Origin of the sequence: Bacteroides hominis (assembly GCF_033042785.2) — a bacterium.
Classification (GTDB): Bacteria; Bacteroidota; Bacteroidia; order Bacteroidales; family Bacteroidaceae; genus Bacteroides; species Bacteroides hominis.
In genome coordinates this window covers 1,039,124-1,057,568 of the sequence record NZ_CP178829.1, presented here as the reverse complement: position 1 = coordinate 1,057,568, position 18,445 = coordinate 1,039,124, and the positions used below count along the sequence as shown (strand labels likewise).

General features: G+C 43.8%; 15 protein-coding genes. 12 read left to right on the top strand and 3 right to left on the bottom strand.

Annotated elements, in window-relative coordinates:
• Positions 1 to 88: 88 nt before the first annotated feature.
• The 11 genes from R3O62_RS04670 to R3O62_RS04620 all read left to right on the top strand — a co-directional run bounded on the left by R3O62_RS04670 (position 89) and on the right by R3O62_RS04620 (position 12,994).
• Positions 89 to 547 carry a DUF2059 domain-containing protein gene (locus tag R3O62_RS04670; protein WP_005822479.1) on the top strand — a complete coding sequence of 153 codons (459 nt, stop codon included), beginning with the start codon at positions 89 to 91 and terminating at the stop codon, positions 545 to 547.
• 57 nt (positions 548 to 604) lie between these two features.
• Entirely contained in the window at positions 605 to 1,846 is a 1,242-nt protein-coding gene (locus R3O62_RS04665) for a peptidase U32 family protein (protein WP_005812518.1), read from the top strand.
• Between the two features lie 2 nt (positions 1,847 to 1,848).
• Positions 1,849 to 2,253, top strand: coding sequence for an acyl-CoA thioesterase (locus R3O62_RS04660; protein ID WP_005782900.1), 405 nt, complete (start codon positions 1,849 to 1,851; stop codon positions 2,251 to 2,253).
• Positions 2,250 to 3,371: a DNA-processing protein DprA gene (dprA, locus tag R3O62_RS04655; RefSeq protein ID WP_234185348.1), complete on the top strand. Its 1,122-nt coding sequence runs from the start codon at positions 2,250 to 2,252 to the stop codon at positions 3,369 to 3,371. The genes R3O62_RS04660 and dprA overlap by 4 nt, the downstream gene beginning before the upstream one ends.
• 299 nt (positions 3,372 to 3,670) lie before the next feature.
• Entirely contained in the window at positions 3,671 to 4,693 is a 1,023-nt protein-coding gene (locus R3O62_RS04650) for a DUF3575 domain-containing protein (protein WP_394854563.1), read from the top strand.
• A gap of 6 nt (positions 4,694 to 4,699) precedes the next feature.
• Positions 4,700 to 5,665 carry a DUF5119 domain-containing protein gene (locus tag R3O62_RS04645; protein ID WP_005782906.1) on the top strand — a complete coding sequence of 322 codons (966 nt, stop codon included), beginning with the start codon at positions 4,700 to 4,702 and terminating at the stop codon, positions 5,663 to 5,665.
• Between the two features lie 54 nt (positions 5,666 to 5,719).
• The gene (locus tag R3O62_RS04640) at positions 5,720 to 6,697 is read left to right on the top strand and encodes a fimbrillin family protein (RefSeq protein ID WP_234185346.1); all 978 of its coding nucleotides are present in this window, start codon (positions 5,720 to 5,722) and stop codon (positions 6,695 to 6,697) included.
• Between the two features lie 559 nt (positions 6,698 to 7,256).
• Positions 7,257 to 8,099, top strand: coding sequence for a helix-turn-helix domain-containing protein (locus tag R3O62_RS04635; protein ID WP_032540919.1), 843 nt, complete (start codon positions 7,257 to 7,259; stop codon positions 8,097 to 8,099).
• 112 nt (positions 8,100 to 8,211) lie between these two features.
• Positions 8,212 to 10,626 (top strand): TonB-dependent receptor, encoded by a 2,415-nt coding sequence (locus R3O62_RS04630; RefSeq protein WP_005812527.1) that lies wholly within the window; start codon positions 8,212 to 8,214, stop codon positions 10,624 to 10,626.
• 10 nt (positions 10,627 to 10,636) lie between these two features.
• Positions 10,637 to 11,857 carry a DUF4374 domain-containing protein gene (locus R3O62_RS04625; protein WP_005812529.1) on the top strand — a complete coding sequence of 407 codons (1,221 nt, stop codon included), beginning with the start codon at positions 10,637 to 10,639 and terminating at the stop codon, positions 11,855 to 11,857.
• 6 nt (positions 11,858 to 11,863) lie between these two features.
• Positions 11,864 to 12,994: a PepSY-associated TM helix domain-containing protein gene (locus R3O62_RS04620; RefSeq protein ID WP_317472978.1), complete on the top strand. Its 1,131-nt coding sequence runs from the start codon at positions 11,864 to 11,866 to the stop codon at positions 12,992 to 12,994.
• 77 nt (positions 12,995 to 13,071) lie between these two features.
• On the opposite strand, the gene R3O62_RS04615 is transcribed toward R3O62_RS04620, so the two are convergent.
• Genes R3O62_RS04615 through R3O62_RS04605 form a run of 3 tightly spaced genes read right to left on the bottom strand, consistent with a single transcriptional unit; the run spans position 13,072 to position 16,530 of the window.
• Positions 13,072 to 13,827 (bottom strand): succinate dehydrogenase/fumarate reductase iron-sulfur subunit, encoded by a 756-nt coding sequence (locus tag R3O62_RS04615; RefSeq protein ID WP_005782917.1) that lies wholly within the window; start codon positions 13,825 to 13,827, stop codon positions 13,072 to 13,074.
• A gap of 29 nt (positions 13,828 to 13,856) precedes the next feature.
• On the bottom strand, positions 13,857 to 15,800 hold the full coding sequence (locus R3O62_RS04610) for a fumarate reductase/succinate dehydrogenase flavoprotein subunit (RefSeq protein WP_005782919.1): 1,944 nt from the start codon (positions 15,798 to 15,800) through the stop codon (positions 13,857 to 13,859).
• Between the two features lie 37 nt (positions 15,801 to 15,837).
• A complete protein-coding gene (locus tag R3O62_RS04605) occupies positions 15,838 to 16,530 on the bottom strand; it encodes a succinate dehydrogenase/fumarate reductase cytochrome b subunit (protein ID WP_005782920.1) in 693 nt (230 codons plus the stop codon).
• 399 nt (positions 16,531 to 16,929) lie between these two features.
• Between R3O62_RS04605 and R3O62_RS04600 the strand changes: the two genes are divergently transcribed.
• A complete protein-coding gene (locus R3O62_RS04600; RefSeq protein WP_269110419.1) occupies positions 16,930 to 17,970 on the top strand; it encodes an acyltransferase family protein in 1,041 nt (346 codons plus the stop codon).
• Positions 17,971 to 18,445 lie beyond the last annotated feature (475 nt).

The window sequence follows — 18,445 nt, the reverse complement described above, 5'->3', positions numbered from 1 at the left end:
ACGATTTTCTATTCATTATTTGGCTGCAAAAGTACGGAAAAAACCCCTACCTTTGCACTCCATTCATTTATTTAACTGGATAGAAATTATGAAGAAAAGACTATTTTCCATTGCTCTGTGCCTGACTTTTATCTTGTCTGCCACTTCCGTTTCGGCTCAGGATGCTGCTTATAAAGAGGCGTTAAGCAAGATGCTCGAGGCCTCGGGCGCTATGACTACTGTGAAATCGATGGTTCCGCAGATGATCGGGATGATGAAACATACTTATTCGAACGTTCCGGATGAATTCTGGAAGACTTTTGAAGAGCAGTTGTCCGAAAAGGCAAACACACAGTTTATGGATATATATGTATCTATTTATTACAGGTATCTGACGATAAACGACCTGAAGAAAATTACCCAGTTCTATGAATCGCCTGTGGGAAAGAAGCTGGCCGAGTCCACTCCGGTGATGACTGCCGAGGCCATGGAAGCGGGTCAGCAGATCGGAATGGGGATTGCCCAGGAGATAGTGGCAAACCTGAAAGAAAAAGGATATATTCAGTAGTTACGGACTCGTAACTTATAATTGGTAACTATGTATAAGATAAGTGACTTTGAAATAATGGCCCCGGTTGGCTCACGCGAATCGCTCGCGGCAGCCATCCAGGCGGGAGCCGATTCTATTTATTTTGGTATTGAGAATCTGAACATGCGTGCACGTTCGGCCAATACATTCACCATTGAGGACTTGCGCGAGATAGCGCGGACCTGTGACGAACATGGAATGAAGAGTTATCTGACGGTGAATACCATCATATATGACAAGGATGTTGAACTGATGCGTACCATTGTCGACGCGGCCAAGGAAGCGGGTATTTCGGCTGTGATTGCCGCCGATGTGGCGGTGATGAGCTATGCCAACAAGATTGGTCAGGAAGTGCATCTGTCTACGCAATTGAATATCTCGAATGCAGAAGCCTTGAAGTTTTACGCGCAATTTGCCGATGTAGTGGTGTTGGCGCGCGAACTGAATCTGGAACAGGTAGCGGAGATCTATCGTCAGATTCAGGAAGAACATATCTGTGGACCGGGCGGAGAGTTGATCCGTATCGAAATGTTTTGCCACGGAGCGCTTTGTATGGCTGTTTCGGGCAAGTGCTATCTGTCTTTGCATGAAATGAATCATTCTGCCAACCGGGGAGCCTGCATGCAGATCTGCCGTCGTTCTTACACTGTCCGTGATAAGGATACCGATGTGGAACTTGAGGTTGACAACCAGTACATCATGTCGCCCAAAGATTTAAAGACCATTCATTTCATGAATAAAATGATGGATGCCGGGGTGCGTGTATTCAAAATCGAAGGCCGTGCCCGCGGGCCCGAATATGTACGTACTGTTGTCGAGTGTTATAAGCAGGCTATTCAGGCCTGTCTGGATGGTACGTTTACCGACGAGAAGATTGCGGCGTGGGATGAACGCTTGAAAACGGTATTCAACCGGGGCTTTTGGGACGGTTACTATCTGGGACAGCGTCTGGGAGAATGGACTAAGAATTACGGATCGGCGGCAACCGAACGTAAGATCTATGTGGGGAAAGGTATTAAATACTTCTCCAACATTGGTGTAGCCGAATTCCTGGTGGAAGCGGCTGAAGTGAGTGTAGGCGATAAGCTGTTGATTACCGGCCCTACTACCGGAGCTGTGTTTGCTACGCTCGATGAGGCCCGTGTGGACCTGAAACCGGTAGAAACCGTGAAGAAGGGAGAGCACTTCTCTATGAAGCTGGATAAGATACGTCCGAGTGACAAACTGTATAAATTGGTTTCGACCGAAGAACTGAAAAAATTTAAAGGACTGGAATAAAGATGGAAAAGTATATCTATGAACTTACTTTAAAGGTACGTGACTACGAGTGCGACCTGCAAGGCATTGTGAATAACGCTAATTATCAACATTATCTGGAACATACCCGTCATGAGTTTCTTTCATCGGTAGGCGTAAGTTTTGCAAAACTGCACGAAGAGGGCGTGGATCCGGTGGTAGCCCGCATTAATATGGCCTTCAAAACCCCATTAAAGAGTGGTGATGAATTCGTTTCCAAATTGTATATGAAGAAAGAAGGTATCAAATATGTGTTCTATCAGGACATCTTCCGGAAAAGCGATAATAAGGTTGTCGTTAAATCGACGGTGGAAACGGTATGTGTGGTAAACGGACGTTTGAGCGATAGTGAATTATTCGACCGGATTTTCGCGCCTTACCTGCAATGAGCACCGATGAAGAACGGATATGCAGTATTGCACTGACGCAAATACCGGGCGTTGGGCATATAGGTGCCAAACGTCTGGTAGACGGTATGGAGAGTGCTGCCGATGTATTCCGTTACCGGACTGAATTGCCCGATCGCTTACCCGGAGTGAATCAGGCAGTTGTCGCAGCATTGGATTCTCCACAGGCATTGAAGCGTGCCGAACAGGAATATGAGTTTGTACGGGATAACCGTATCTCTTGCCTTACGATGGCAGATGAGGGCTATCCCTCCAGACTGCGTGAATGCGATGATGCTCCCGTCGTATTATTCTTTAAAGGAAAAGCCGATCTCAATGCTTTCCACATTATTAATATGGTCGGGACCCGTAATGCAACGGATTACGGGAAACAAATTTGCGTCAGTTTCCTGCAGGATTTGCAGGCTTTATGTCCGGATGTACTTGTTGTCAGCGGATTGGCTTATGGGATCGATATCAATGCCCACCGGGCAGCACTGGCTGTTGAACTTCCTACTGTGGGGGTATTGGCTCATGGGCTGGACCGTATTTACCCTTCGTTACATCGTAAAACAGCCATTGATATGCTCCGGCAGGGTGGACTGTTAACTGAATTTCTTTCCGGAACAAATCCGGATAAACATAACTTCATCAGTCGGAACCGTATTGTTGCCGGTATCAGCGATGCCACTATTGTGGTGGAGTCTGCCGCTAAAGGCGGTTCTCTGATTACGGCGGATATTGCCGGAAGTTATCATCGCGACTGTTTTGCTTTCCCGGGGCGGGTCACTGATGAATATTCGAAAGGGTGCAATCAGTTGATACGGGACAATAAGGCTGTTTTGTTGGAGTCTGCGGCGGATTTTGTGAAGGCAATGGGGTGGGATACCGGTTCACATACTATTAAACCGACAACCGTACAGCGGAATCTTTTCCCTGATTTATCTGCCGAAGAACTGAAGATTGTAGATATTCTCGGACGGCTGGGAGATTTGCAGATCAATGCGTTGATGGTGCAGGCTGATATTCCTATCAATAAGATCAGTGTCATTCTGTTTGAGCTGGAAATGAAAGGAGTAATCCGGGCCTTGGCGGGAGGAGTCTATCAGTTACTTAAATAAAGGGGCAAAAAAAAGGAGTCACGCCTGACTCCAACCTTTTGTTAACCTTAAATCTAATACTATGAAAAAAATCACATTACAAATGTAATTCTCTTCGGATGATTCTCCAAATATTTCCCTGAATATTGTCTCTCTTTTGAATTCCTTCACGGTTTTTCACGGATATGCCTTTATAATGTCTCTTCTTCCTGTTTATTTAGCAGTCTTTAGGGAAGGATAAACCCCGTCAAACTTGCAAAATCGTTCCAATCGTTTCACACAACAAACCAGGCCCTTTATTTAGTTAGATTAAGTGTATTTTGTTTAATTTCAAAGCTCTATATTTGCTTTATACAAATAGAGCAACTATGGAGAATCGCATCTATATATTCATCTTTTGGGGGATCCTTTTCTTTTTGCCGGGTGAAGGTTCTGCGATGATGACGATGACGGATGCCATAAGGAAAGAAGGGTTCGATTTTCAAAAAATAGACTGGTCTGTTTTGTACGAGAAGATTGCTGCAGATTCACAGGTGCCCGATCAGAGAGATGTACTGATGTTATTGGATTACCATCGTGATGATCCTGTAAGATGTGAGTCTTTATTGCGTCGGCTTAACGGAGGAAAAGCTTACCATTACATTGCGAACCGGATATTACCGGAACTGTCGGTACCGCAAAGAAAACGGCTTCCGGCAATGACGGTAAAAGAAGTAAAGCCGGTATATGGAGTGGAAACAGCTAAACCGCTTCCCGGTAAACTTGCCGGAGGAGAGCCTGTCATGGTAAATAGGGAAAAATCAGTAATGGAATCGGAGAAGGTGGGGCGGCAAACGGTATTGGCCGTCAAGAACAATCTGCTTTATGACTTGGCGTTGGCACCCAATATAGAAGTGGAAATACCATTAGGTAAGCGTTGGTCTTTGAATGCTGAATACAAATGTCCCTGGTGGCTGAATAGCAGAGAAGAGTTCTGCTATCAGCTGCTTTCGGGAGGGGTGGAAGGACGTTGCTGGTTAGGAAATCGCCGGAAACACGGCAGGCTGACAGGACATTTTCTGGGATGTTATGCAGAAGGAGGTATTTACGACTTCCAGTTTAAGGGAGATGGTTATCAGGGAAAGTATTATGCAGCCTCGGGGGTTACGTATGGATATGCGAAACAGGTAGCCCGCCATCTTTCGTTTGAGTTTAGTGTGGGAGTGGGATACTTGACAACAGAATACCGTAAGTATACTCCTTACGAAGGCTCGTTAGTCTGGACAAATAGCGGACGTTACAATTTTATCGGGCCTACCAAAGCCAAGGTATCATTGGTCTGGCTTATAACGGCAAGGAGATAGAGATGGATGAAAGATATAGGACAGTTGCTTTTTGTGCTTTTCTGCCCGTTGTTGCTGATGACGGGATGCAGCCGGCGGGAACTGCTGGATGATTATCCGGTTAGTGGAGTACGGATCGCGCTAAACTGGGAAGGAGTGACAGAGAAACTACCGGAGGGAATGCAGGTTATCTTTTATCCGAAAGATGAAAGAGGTAAAAAGAAGAGTGCATATTTGTCGGTAACCGGTGGAGAGGTACCGGTACCTCCCGGACATTACTCGGTTGTGGTTTACAATTACGATACAGAAACGGTCTTGATTCGTGGAGAAGAATCTTATGAAACCATTCAGGCTTACACCAATCTCTGTAAGTTTGGGGTTGCCGGAACAGAAAAGATGGTTTGGGGGCCGGATCCGCTTTATGTGATAAACATAGATGATCTGGATGTACGAAATAGTGAGGAGACATTGACGCTGGAGTTGAAACCAAGGCTGGTAGTCAGAACTTACTCTTTTAGTATCAAGGCACAGGGGTTGAGTAATGTTTCTACTGTGATAGGGAGTGTCGGTGGGATGGCAGACCATTATTTTTTAGGAAAAGGTTATGCCATGTGTGATGCCTGTCCGATTAATATTGATCTGAACGTGAAAGCCGGAAAGATAGAAGGGGTATTTACCACTTTTGGGCTACCCGAAGTTGTTATTAGCCGTGCCGAGACCGAACTTCCGGTGATGATGAACCTGATGATTATTAAGGTGGACAAGTCGGTGCAGGAAGTGAAGATTAATATAACGGAAGCCGTACAAGAACCTACCGGTGGTGGTGAAGGAGGAGAAGGAGATGAAACGAAACCGCCGACATTGGTTGAAGTTGAAATAGAAGACGAAATAAAAGTAGACGATGTGGAGGTACCTCCGGGTGGAGGTGGCGGCATTGGCGGTGATGTAGGAGACTGGGACGACGAAACAAATGTGGAGTTGCCCGTTGGATAAGAAAAAAGGAATACATACAGATAAAACATTAATAACTTAAAAAAACATACTATTATGAAGAAGATTTTATTCGCAGCAGTTGCTGCAATGGCAATTACGGGTTGCTCACAGAATGAAGAGATTGAAAAGGCTGTACAGCCGGTGGAAATTGGATTCAATACGGCGGTGGGCAAAGCAACTAAAGCTACACCGATGTTGAATGATAATTTTAAGGACTTTAAAGTGTATGCCTATAACTCGGGAAGTAATCTTATAAAGGACGTTACTAAACTTAGTACTACGGTTTTTATGAATGGGATCAAAACAGAGAAGGGAGAAGAAGGCTTATGGGCTACAAAAGGTACCTATTACTGGCCATTGACTGATAAGCTTCAATTTTTTGCTTATTCTCCTTCTGAATCCGGAGCGTTATCTGCTTGGTCAGCCGAAGGGCAATATCCAAGCTTTAGTTATACCGTCAACCCTGTGGCTTCTCAAGAGGATCTGCTTATAGCTCAGGCTGCCGATAAAAATAAGACTGATGATAGTGGTAGCGGCGTAAGTCTTGGATTTAAGCATATTTTGACTCAGGTTAATTTTTCTGCAACCGGTAGCACGGATGGTTACAAATATGATGTAACAGGTATCGCAATATCGGGTGTCAATCAGACTGCTACATTTACGTTTGATGTAACTGCTGGTACTTGGGGTACTGCAAGTTCGGTTATTACATCTCCTTACGAATATGCTGGAACCTATGCAACAATAACAGGTACTGAGACAAAATCGTTTGATAAATCGGATGGTTCATTGATGCTATTGCCACAGACATTGCCTGCTGATGCTAAAATAACAGTTACTTATACAGTGAAAGACGCTTCAGATGCAACCATATTTAATGGTACCGGAGATGTTGAATTAGGTGGAGTAACTTGGACTGCTGGTAGCAAAATACGTTATACATTGTTGTTAAAAGATAATGGGGCAGAAGTTACATTCGTTCCTAAAGTAGACCCTTGGAATGAGGAAACAGCAGGACCTGAGAAGAATTAAAGGTAAACAGCAGGAGAGTGTTGAAGTTCAGTTTAGAAAAGGAGCACTTTTCATCTGAAGTTTGACTAACTCTTATCAACAAAGAAAAGAGCCATATCATTACTCAAAGGCAGAGTTTGATAGGGCTCTTTTTATATTTGTTGGTTGCAATCTGTAATATTTAGAATGGGCATTTTAGTTTAGAACATCTTTTTAGGTTTATCCGAAGGATGCGTCTTGCCGACGCTTATCCTACGGTAGAGGATCCGTTACTTTGCATGCCGGCTCCATTTACGTACCGAGGTAAACGCTTTTACGCACCGAGGTAAATGCCTTTACATGCCGAGGTAAATGCTTTTACATGCCGAGGTAAATGCTTTTACATGCCGGGGTAAATACCTTTACATTGAAAAGAAAACTATGGTAAATATAATCTTCTGATTATCAATCCTATTGGGAAAGATATCCAGTTACGTATTTGTCGGATGAACCTATTTTTATGCCATTTTCTTCTTTCTTAATTGTTTTTTCAAAAAAATCTCCTACATTTGTCGGCAACATAAACAAAACACAACGCGCTATGTCCGACTCCTTCTGTGGAGATAAGATGAACTGTCAGATATGTCCTAAGGCTGTTGATAATGCCATTATGCACGCTTCTCATCCGAGAGGTTTTCATCGTCCTGCCCAGAAGTGTGAAGAGAACCTGATGATTTTCCTCTTAAAAGGGGAAATATTAGTCAATAGTCAGGAATATGCCGGAACGATGTTACGTGCCGGAGAGTTTATTCTTCAAGCCATCGGATCGAAGTTGGAAGTATTGGCTATGACAGATGTAGAGTGTGTGTGTTACAGTTTTAACCAGCCGGAGCTTTTTTGTGAACAACGCTATAACTACATTATGAATGAAATTCCGGCACCGTTGATTTACTCACCTCTCAAAATTATCCCGGAGTTGCAATATTTCCTTGAAGGATCGAAAAACTATTTGAGTGAAAATAAAATTTGTCGGGAGCTGTTATCACTCAAACGGAAAGAACTTGCTTTTATTCTGGGGTATTATTATTCGGACTATGACCTGTCTTCATTGGTTCATCCGCTCTCACAATATACCAATAGCTTTCAGTATTTTGTTCTGCAAAACTATATGAGGGTGAAAACCGTAGAGGAACTGGCCCACATGGGAGGATATAGCGTGACTACATTCCGTCGCATTTTTAATACCATCTTCCACGAACCGGTCTACGAATGGATGCTGAAACGCCGTAAGGAGGGGATTATGTATGATCTCAAGCATACCAATGCCACCATTTCGGAGATTTGTTACAAATATGGTTTTGAGTCTTTGCCCCATTTCTCTAATTTTTGTAAGAAGTCGTTCGGTGCTTCGCCCCGGGCAATTCGGAATCCCAAGGATAAATAGCTGTTCTGCTCGCAGAAAGTAGGTATTCATCCTTTTCGGAATACCTATATATGGTGATTGCCCCTCTATGGATAGGGTTGTACCTTTGCGCCCTAATTAAACATAGTGATTGATGAACCACAAATTGTTGTACAGAATATTTCTGTTATGCTTCTTTTCTGCTTTGTCTATAAGCGTTTTACATGCCGGTGTTCAACAACAAAGTAAGGGTACGGTTACAGGTCGAATCGTCGATCGGGAGAAACAGCCCTATTATCCGGTTGCCGTTGCTATTGAAGGGGTTTATATCGGCGGATATACCAATGAAAAAGGAATCTATCATATTAATGATGTGCCGGCGGGTAATCAGACTATTGTCGTATCGGGCATAGGAGTAAAGACTAAGAAAGTGCCGGTGCGTGTGATTGCCGGGACGGTAAACCGGATTCCGGACATAGAGATTGATACTCAGGCGGAAGAACTGGATGAAGTGCAAGTGATTGGGAAATCCGAGGCTCGTCGTCAGCAGGAACAGGCGTATGCCATATCGGTACTTGATATCAAAAAGGCCTATAATAGTGCTGCTCCCCTTAATAAATTGCTGAATAATGTATCGAGTGTCCGCATCCGTGAAGAAGGTGGGGTAGGATCCAACTATAATTTCAGTCTGAACGGGTTTTCGGGCAATCAGGTGAAATTCTTTCTGGATGGTATACCGATGGACAACTTCGGATCATCATTTAATCTGGCCAATATCTCCGCCAACATGGCAGAGCGTGTAGAGGTATATAAAGGTGTATTACCCGTGAACTTGGGTGCTGATGCCCTGGGAGGGGCAGTGAATATTGTCAGCCGCAAAGATGCTAATTACCTGGATGCCACTTATTCGTTTGGATCTTTCAATACTCATAAAGTCTCGGTAAATGGGGCTTATACCCATTTGAAGACCGGATTTACTGTCCGCGCCAATGCGTTCTATAACTATTCGGATAATGATTATAAGGTATTTGCACCCATCATAGACCTTGCTACCAATAAAAAGGTGGACGAACGATGGGTGAAACGCTTTCATGATGGCTATCAATCGGGCGGTATCCGCCTGGAAACGGGAATAACCGGTAAACCTTTTGCAGATTATCTGCTTGCGGGCATTATTGTGTCAAAGAACGATAAGGATGTGCAGACGGGTGCTACTATGGATGCTGTCTACGGCGGAGTGAAAATGAAAAGTGAGTCTGTTATCCCTTCTATCCGTTATAAGAAAGACGACTTGTTTCTTGACGGGCTTTCGCTGTCACTTTATGGAACGTATAGTTCGGTAAATTCTTTTAATGTGGATACGATCACCCGCCGCTACAACTGGTTGGGAGAGTCGGTTCCATCTACTTCGGCCGGTGAAGGGTATTATACAGATTCTAAAATCAAGAACCGCGAATGGCTGGGGAACGGAAACATCAGTTATGTGATCGATACTCACCAATTATTGATATTGAATCATGTTGTTTCTGCAATGCGAAGAACAATGAATGATAAAGTACGTCCGGATGACGAAAACAACAATGTGCCTCAACAGCTGACCAAGAACATTACCGGGCTGGGATGGCAGATTCGCTATGACCGCTGGAATGCCAATGTGTTTGGGAAGATGTATAAGTTATATAGCTCTACCTATAAGCGGCTGGATGAATATACCGAAAATGCCCGTTGGGAGAAGGTACGGGACCACAAGACCAACTTTGGTTATGGCGCAGCCGCTACTTATTATATCTTGCCTTCTTTGCAGGCGAAATTCTCTTATGAGCATGCTTATCGTTTGCCGGAAAGTATTGAGATGTTTGGAGACGGATTAATTCAGCAACGGAATCCGGATTTGAAGCCGGAAAGCAGCCGGAACCTGAATCTGGGATTGAGCTTCATTCGAACTTTCGGGGCACACCAGCTTTCGGCCGACGGAAATTTTATTTATCGTTATACGACGGATTTCATCCTGAAAGGAGTCAGCCTGACCAGTAACCCGACTACGGGTTACGAGAATCTGGGCAAGGTCTTGACCAAAGGCGTGGAGGCAGCCGTCAGATACAACTATAAAGATCTGTTCCATATGGGGGCCAATTTCACTTATCAGGATATTACAGACCAACAGCGGTATGAAAAGACTAAAGATAGCTTTGTGGGTGAAGGCATCACAGAGAACATTACCTACAAAGAGCGTTTGCCAAACATTCCGTATTTATTTGCCAATGCCGATGCAGGCTTCCGTTTTCATGATTTGTTTTGGCGAAACTCCGTACTGACGTTTGATTATAATCTGAATTACATTCATTCATATTATCTTTCGTTCCCGGGGCTGGGAGCGAAAAGCTCCAAGAAGGTGATCCCCGAACAGTTTTCGCACGACCTGGCACTGGGATATTCAATGGATAACGGGAAGTACAGTGTTGTTGTTGAATGTACCAATCTGACCAATCAGAAATTATATGATAACTACCGGTTACAGAAACCCGGCCGTGCTTTCAATGTGAAACTAAGATATTTCTTTAGCAAATAAAAAAAGTCTGATGAATACAATTTATCGAATTTATATGTATTTCTTTGCTGCCTGCACTTTATTGACTGTTACGGCGTGCGAAGAAGAGGGGTTGGGGAACGAGGAAACCCCTTTTGCTCCCTATGTGCTTAGCTTGGGTATCAATTCAAATGGAACTACCACTTACTACGTGGTTACTGCATCTGAGCTGATGTCCGGTACGATCAATGCGGTGGGTAAAGGGATTGAGCAGAACGGATACCGTGATTATGAGCAAGGAGAGCAAACCATATTTAGTATAGGTGGACTGGGATTGACCAGTGCAACAGGAATTGTGCGTGATGCAGCCGGCTACCTGGCAGAGCGTGGAGATTTTGTCTTTAATAGTTCGCTGAATGCCTTTACTCAAATGGACGGACAGGCTATGATCGGCCTGGAGCTTCCGGCCAATAAGGAGAGTGGAGACAAGATGACTTTATATACGGTGAATATCAGTGATGTTTCCATCACCTCCCAGGTCCGGACTCCGGTATTTCCACTGAACCAGCTCGAATGGCCGAGTATCACCGGTATGTGTTATAGCGAAGGCAATGTATATGTTACCTATTTCCCGATGAACCCTACAAATTTTGAAACCTTATATACGGATACTACTTTTGTTGCGGTATATTCTTATCCGGATATGAAGTTTAAAACGCTGATGAAAGATACTCGTACCGGCCCTGCCGGTTCGTGGAATGCGTTTAACGGCATTTTTAAGGTAGAGTCCGGTGACATGTATATCATGTCTAATTCTGCCATAGCTAACGGATTCTCGCAGGGCACCAAGAATGCTGCTTTCCTTCGCATCCCTAAAGGTGAAACGCGTTTCGATGACTATTATTTTGACTTTGAAACGGTTTCCGGAGGTTTGAAGCCTGCCCATATCAAATATATCGGCAATGGTTTGGTATTTGCTGAGGTCAGTACCATCAGTCCGCAAACATCGGCTGACCGTTGGGGAGATAAAAGCCTGAAGTGTTGCATCATCGATCTTAATAACAAAACGGTACGTGATATTAAAGAGATTCCGGTGCATAACGGAGATGGTGGGCGACGTTTTGCCGCTTTGGTGGATGGAGGCTATGTCTATCGTCCGGTAACTACCTCAGAAGGTACTTATATATATCAGGTAGATCCTCAGACAGCTACTGCAGTCAGAGGTGCCAAAGTATCAACTACGTTTGTTGGCGGGTTCTTCCGCTTGGATTGATAAGAGATGGGCAAAACTTTTCGGAAGGCTTGTGCAAAACTGCATCTGTGGCTTGGATTGCTTTCGGGAATAGTCGTTTTCATTGTTTGTATCACCGGTTGTCTGTATGCATTCAAAGACGAAATAACCGATGCCATACAGCCCTGGCGTTTTGTAGACCCACAAGAGAAAGAGTTTTTGTTACCTTCCCGTATACTTGCCATTGCAGATTCTGTCATGGAAGGAGCGTCTGCCACAGCCATCACTTACGGAGAAGAATCAGATGCGGTATGGGTGGATTATTATCGTCCGGAGATGGGTATGAGCACGGTTTTTATCGATCCATATGATGGACGGGTATTGAAATCGGTAATAAAGAAGAGCGGTGATTTTGATTTCTTCCGGTTTGTGCTTGGCGGGCATCGCACTTTGTGGCTTCCACGGGAGATCGGGAGTCCTATTGTTGGTTACAGTGTATTGATTTTCCTGATTACCCTGATAACGGGTATTGTGCTTTGGTGGCCCAGGCGCTGGACACGTAAGGCGCTTGTACAACGATTGACAATGAAACGTCCTTGTACATTTTCGAAGCTGAATTTTGATCTGCATAATATCGTAGGTTTCTATGCGTCCTTTCTGTTGTTCATTTTGTGTTTTACCGGATTGATCTTTAGTCTGAACTGGTTTAGTAAGGCCGTATATGGCATTACATCCGGTGGTGAAGAGTTGAAGCCTTATGTGCTTCCTTTATCTGATACGTTACAGGTGGGCAGTCGTGTAGAGGCGCCTTTGGACCTACTTTATACGCGATTACGCAGTGAAGAACCTGCCGCCAAAACCTTTTATTTTGCTTTGCCCGGGCAAGCTGACGGAGTTTTCCGTGTCAGTGTTGTGCATAAGAGAGGTTCTTACTACCGTACGGATAATTTGTTTTTTGATCAATATACACTGGTTCCTTTGAAAGGATCGGGTCCTTATGCCGGTAAATATACCGAAGCTTCTTCTGCTGATAAATTCCGTCGTATGAATCTGGAAATTCATGACGGACGTATCTGGGGGCTTCCCGGTAAAATTCTAATGTTCTTTGCAAGCCTGATAGGTGCTTCACTTCCCCTGACCGGCTTCATTATCTGGTATCGTAGATACCGTAAGAAATAATACTTTTCATATAAAAAAATTCCCCGCCGATGCCGGCGGGGAATTTTCCTACTTATTAATCAAATGCTAAGTTTTGCTTAGTCTTTCAGTTTTGCGATGATGAAATCGCGGTTCAAGCGGGCAATGTTGCTGATGGAGATGTTCTTCGGGCATTCTGCTTCACAAGCACGTGTGTTTGTACAGTTACCGAATCCCAGTTCATCCATTTTAGAAAGCATTGCTTTTGCACGGCGGGCAGCTTCTACTTTACCTTGTGGAAGCAGGTTCAGTTGGCTAACCTTGGCTGATACGAATAACATGGCAGAACCATTTTTACAAGCAGCTACACAAGCACCACAACCGATACATGCGGCAGCGTCCATGGCTTCGTCAGCGATGTCCTTAGAGATAAGAATGGCATTGGCATCCTGAGGAGCACCTGTGTTTACGCTTACGTAACCACCGGCCTGCATGATCTTGTCATAGGCCGTACGGTCAACCATCAAGTCGCGGATTACCGGGAAACCGGCAGAACGCCACGGCTCAACAGTGATAGTATCTCCGTCTTTGAAACGACGCATATACATCTGGCAGGTAGTAGCACCTGTTGCAGGTCCGTGTGGGTGTCCGTTGATGTAAAGAGAACACATACCGCAGATGCCTTCGCGGCAGTCGTGGTCAAATACGATAGGTTCGCCACCATCATTGATGATCTGTTCGTTCAGAATATCCAGCATCTCGAGGAATGAAGTATCGCCCGGGATATCTTTCATTTGGTATGTTTCAAAAGCACCTTTCGCTTTAGGGCTTTTCTGACGCCATACTTTCAGCGTGAATGATATATTTTTATCCATTTTTGTTTTCCTTTAATTGATTAACCGAATTATGACTTGTAGTTACGAGTCTGAACTTTCACGAATTGATAGTTCAAGTCTTCTTTGATCAATTCCGGTTCTGAATCTTCACCGGTGTATTTCCAGCATGCTACGTAAGAGAAGTTCTTATCGTCGCGCAATGCTTCGCCTTCCGGAGTCTGATATTCTGTACGGAAGTGTCCACCGCAAGATTCTTCACGGTTCAGACCGTCACGAGCCATCAACATACCTACTTCAATGAAGTCGATCAGGCGGAGGGCTTTTTCAAGTTCTACGTTCAGTTCGTTTACTTCACCCGGGATGCGAACGTTGGTCCAGAAGTCTTTTTTCACTTCCTGAATACCTGTCAGAGCTTTCTGCAGAGATTCTTTAGTACGAGCCATACCTACGAAGTCCCACATAATGTGACCCAGTTTCTTGTGGATTGAGTCAACAGAATGTTTTCCGTTTACAGCTTTAATCTTCTGGATTTTATCTTTCACTTCTTTCTCTGCTGCCGCAAATTCGGGCAGGTCTGTAGAGAAACGTGGTACCTGAATCTGGTCGGCCAGATAGTTCTGGATAGTATAAGGCAATACGAAATATCCGTCAGCCAGACCTTGCATCAATGCAGATGCACCCAGACGGTTGGCACCGTGGTCAGAGAAGTTAGCTTCACCAATAGCGAACAGACCCGGGATAGAGGTCATCAATTCATAGTCAACCCAGATACCACCCATTGTATAGTGGATAGCAGGGAATATCATCATCGGAGTCTTGTACGGGTTCTCGTCAGTGATCTCTTCGTACATGTCGAAGAGGTTACCATAACGGGCGCGAACTACATCTTCACCCAGACGATCGATGGCATATTTGAAATCAAGGAATACGGCCAAACCGGTGTTGTTGACACCAAAACCTGCGTCACAACGTTCTTTGGCAGCACGTGAAGCTACGTCACGGGGAACAAGGTTACCAAATGCGGGGTAACGGCGTTCCAGATAGAAGTCACGGTCTTCATCAGGAATTTCAGTCGGCTTTTTAGTTCCTGCCTGCAATGCTTTGGCATCTTCAATCTTCTTCGGAACCCAGATACGACCGTCGTTACGAAGTGACTCTGACATCAATGTCAGCTTAGACTGCTTGTCACCGTGTACCGGGATACAAGTCGGGTGAATTTGGGCAAAACAAGGATTAGCAAAGTAAGCACCTTTTTTGTAGCATTGGATGGCAACAGAACCGTTGGAACCCATAGCGTTTGTAGAAAGGAAGAAAGCGTTTCCGTAACCACCTGTGCCGATTACTACAGCATGAGCGGCGAAACGTTCGATTTCACCGGTTACGAGGTTGCGGGCAATGATACCGCGTGCACGTCCTTCGATAACGACGAGGTCGAGCATTTCGTAACGAGTGTAAAGTTTAACAGTACCTTTTTGTACCTGACGGCTCAATGCTGAGTAAGCGCCCAGCAATAGCTGCTGTCCGGTCTGGCCACGGGCATAGAACGTACGGGATACCTGTGCACCACCGAATGAACGGTTATCGAGTGTGCCACCGTAATCGCGTGCGAAAGGTACACCTTGAGCTACACATTGGTCGATGATAGCGTTTGATACCTCGGCCAGACGGTAAACGTTGGCTTCACGTGCGCGGTAGTCACCACCTTTGATTGTATCGTAGAAAAGACGGTAAACCGAGTCACCATCATTCTGGTAATTTTTAGCTGCGTTGATACCACCCTGTGCTGCGATGGAGTGAGCACGACGGGGTGAATCCTGAATACAGAAATTGAATACTCTGAAACCCATTTCGCCCAGAGAAGCGGCAGCAGATGCCCCGGCAAGTCCGGTACCTACAACGATGATGTCAAGGCGACGTTTGTTGGCAGGGTTAACAAGTTTTTGATGAGCTTTATAGTTACTCCATTTTTCGGCGAGCTGGCCTTCAGGAATTTTTGAATCTATCTTAGTCATAATGCTATTTACAATTTAATCATTTACAATTTACAATTTAGCAAGCACCGCATGCCAACGATTTAACGAAGAATACGACTACTACCAGAGCAAAGCATACAACAACGATGGTTGAATAGATGTTGGAGATGCATTTCCAGCGGTTGATCCAAATCTTGTTGTTCCAGCCCAGAGATTGCATAGAGCTCCAGAAACCATGAGTCAGGTGGAACCAAAGGGCGCCCAGCCAAACGAGGTACAGCACTACGTATACGGGGTTAGAAAAAGTGTTCATGATGTGATAAACACCATCGGCAGCATAAGTTGTGTCTGCTACTCCTCCCATGTTGTGTATCAATTCCGGTAACTGCATTTTAGCCCAGAAATTAAAGAGGTGAAGGCCCAAACCTAAGATAACGATGATACCCAGCACCAGCATGTTCTGTGATGCCCATTCTACGGTTTTGGGTTTGTCAACTACGGCGTAACGTTCGCTACCACGTGCTGCGCGATTCTGGATTGTCAGCCAGAAAGCGTAGATAATGTGAATCACGAAGAGGGCAGCCAGGCCCAGCGTAGCTACCAACGCATACCAGTTTGCTCCCAGGAACTCACAAACCAGGTTGTAACCCTCAGCCGAGATGATCGCAACAAGGTTCATCGCCATGTGAAACGTTAGAAACAGGACAAGGGCGATACCGGTAACGCTCATCACCACTTTCCTTCCTACAGATGAATTACTTAACCACATAAATGATTGATTTTAAATTATTTAATTGTTAGAACTATAATTTCTGTTTTACGAGCCTTCTTTCTCATTGTGCAAAAGTACACGAAATACATTGATTAACCAAAGAATTAAAGAAATAATTCTTTAATCTGAAGTGCCCGGAGAGAACAGGATAAATAGGGCCGGTAAAATAGTAACTGATTGACTGAAAGCACTCCATGAGGAAACCTGGCAAAGGATTGCCAGTTGTGTTTATAAGTGATTTATTGTGAATCTGTTAGAAGAGTAAATTATTTGTTCTTAAGAAGTTAACCTTGATCTGTATAAAAAGAAGTTGTTTAGTGCATATTCGAACTGTTCTTTTCTTAATTTTGCATCCCAGAGAAGGAATGATCAAAAGAAACAGGCAATACCGGATTTATGATAAACACACTCACCTCTTTGCGACTTATATTTGCTTTAATGGTTTTTGGAGCACATTGTTATGTAATAGACGACTTTTTCGATCTTCATTTTTTTAAAGAAGGTTTTGTCGGTGTTAGTTTCTTTTTCGTACTAAGCGGTTTTATTATAGCATACAATTATCAAAAGAAACTAAGTGAAAGCAAAATGACCAAACGATCTTTCTGGGTAGCGCGCATAGCCCGTATTTATCCTTTGCATGTCCTGACTTTATTGATTGCTGCCGCTTTAGGAGGCTATGTAATTGCATCGGGATTTACGGATTGGAGCAAGCATTTTTTGGCTTCACTCACATTAACAAATGCCTATATACCTAAAGCTGATTACTTTTTTTCATTTAACAGTCCTTCGTGGAGCTTATGTTGCGAGCAGCTTTTTTACTTCTGTTTTCCATTTCTGGTGCCGATGGCAAAAAACTATAAGGGTTTGTTCTGTGTTTTCTTAATCTCCGCGATATTGGTTATTGTCGGTATGTATTTTACTCCGGAAAGTGATATAAAAGGATATTGGTACGTTAATCCGATTGCTCGATTTCCGGATTTTATAGTCGGCATGTTGTTGTTTCAACTGTACGACCGTTTGAAAAATAAAAACATCACATCTTTCCAAGGAAGTATTATTGAAATAATATCGATCGTCTTATTTTGGGTATTCTATCTATATGCTGCTGAAGTTCCAAAAGTATATCGGTATTCCTGTTACTATTGGCTGCCGATCGCGTTCATCCTGATCAGTTTCTCTCTGCAAAAGGGTTGGGTCTCACGTCTTTTGTCCAATCGTATTTTAGTGATTGGGGGAGAGATTAGCTTTAGCTTTTACCTGATTCATCTTTTTGTTTTGTTATCTTATGCGGAGTGGCAGAAAGAAAATAACTTTCATATAGTCTGGTACGTTTCCATTCCGATTCTATTTTGTGTCATCGTCTCGTTAAGCCTGCTCTCTTACTATTATTTTGAGAAGCCGATGAATAAGCGAATTAGAGCACTGTTAAATAAATAATTCGTGGAATAAGGGTTCTTCTCCAAATTTGGTGGTAAGTTTTCTTTTACTCATGGAATCTAATTCCGTTTTCGGAAGTGTAAGCTCTCGTTTATAGTTGACAAAAAAGCAAGTATCCCGGCTTTCCCCCGAAGAGTCCATCCATGAGGTGAAGAAGCGAATTTTAGAATAAACCATCTGAAAATCAATATCTTTAAAAAGTAAGATTTCTATCCTCAAAAGCTTTGTTTTAACACAGAGTTAAAGCTTGTTCTTTGGATGTGAATAACAAGTTCTTTAAATGCAAAAGCCTTATTATTTGCGCATAAGAACCTGACGAACTGCAAAAGGCGTTAACAATGTTAATTGAAGAAAGGTATAAGGATGAAGATACCGGTCCGGACGGCGCAAATTCACTTCCGAAACTTGAGTTATCTTATTCAGCCGGTGTCTGGTTTTTCTTATTAAAGCAAATAAAAAGGACAATTATCAACTT

Bases quoted from the DNA above. Each gene is read 5' to 3' on its own strand.
- R3O62_RS04670 (WP_005822479.1), top strand. From the start codon at position 89: ATGAAGAAAAGACTATTTTCCATTGCTCTGTGCCTGACTTTTATCTTG.
- R3O62_RS04665 (WP_005812518.1), top strand. From the start codon at position 605: ATGGCCCCGGTTGGCTCACGCGAATCGCTCGCGGCAGCCATCCAGGCG.
- R3O62_RS04660 (WP_005782900.1), top strand. From the start codon at position 1,849: ATGGAAAAGTATATCTATGAACTTACTTTAAAGGTACGTGACTACGAG.
- dprA (WP_234185348.1), top strand. From the start codon at position 2,250: ATGAGCACCGATGAAGAACGGATATGCAGTATTGCACTGACGCAAATA.
- R3O62_RS04645 (WP_005782906.1), top strand. From the start codon at position 4,700: ATGAAAGATATAGGACAGTTGCTTTTTGTGCTTTTCTGCCCGTTGTTG.
- R3O62_RS04640 (WP_234185346.1), top strand. From the start codon at position 5,720: ATGAAGAAGATTTTATTCGCAGCAGTTGCTGCAATGGCAATTACGGGT.
- R3O62_RS04635 (WP_032540919.1), top strand. From the start codon at position 7,257: ATGTCCGACTCCTTCTGTGGAGATAAGATGAACTGTCAGATATGTCCT.
- R3O62_RS04630 (WP_005812527.1), top strand. From the start codon at position 8,212: ATGAACCACAAATTGTTGTACAGAATATTTCTGTTATGCTTCTTTTCT.
- R3O62_RS04625 (WP_005812529.1), top strand. From the start codon at position 10,637: ATGAATACAATTTATCGAATTTATATGTATTTCTTTGCTGCCTGCACT.
- R3O62_RS04620 (WP_317472978.1), top strand. From the start codon at position 11,864: ATGGGCAAAACTTTTCGGAAGGCTTGTGCAAAACTGCATCTGTGGCTT.
- R3O62_RS04615 (WP_005782917.1), bottom strand. From the start codon at position 13,827: ATGGATAAAAATATATCATTCACGCTGAAAGTATGGCGTCAGAAAAGC.
- R3O62_RS04610 (WP_005782919.1), bottom strand. From the start codon at position 15,800: ATGACTAAGATAGATTCAAAAATTCCTGAAGGCCAGCTCGCCGAAAAA.
- R3O62_RS04605 (WP_005782920.1), bottom strand. From the start codon at position 16,530: ATGTGGTTAAGTAATTCATCTGTAGGAAGGAAAGTGGTGATGAGCGTT.
- R3O62_RS04600 (WP_269110419.1), top strand. From the start codon at position 16,930: ATGATAAACACACTCACCTCTTTGCGACTTATATTTGCTTTAATGGTT.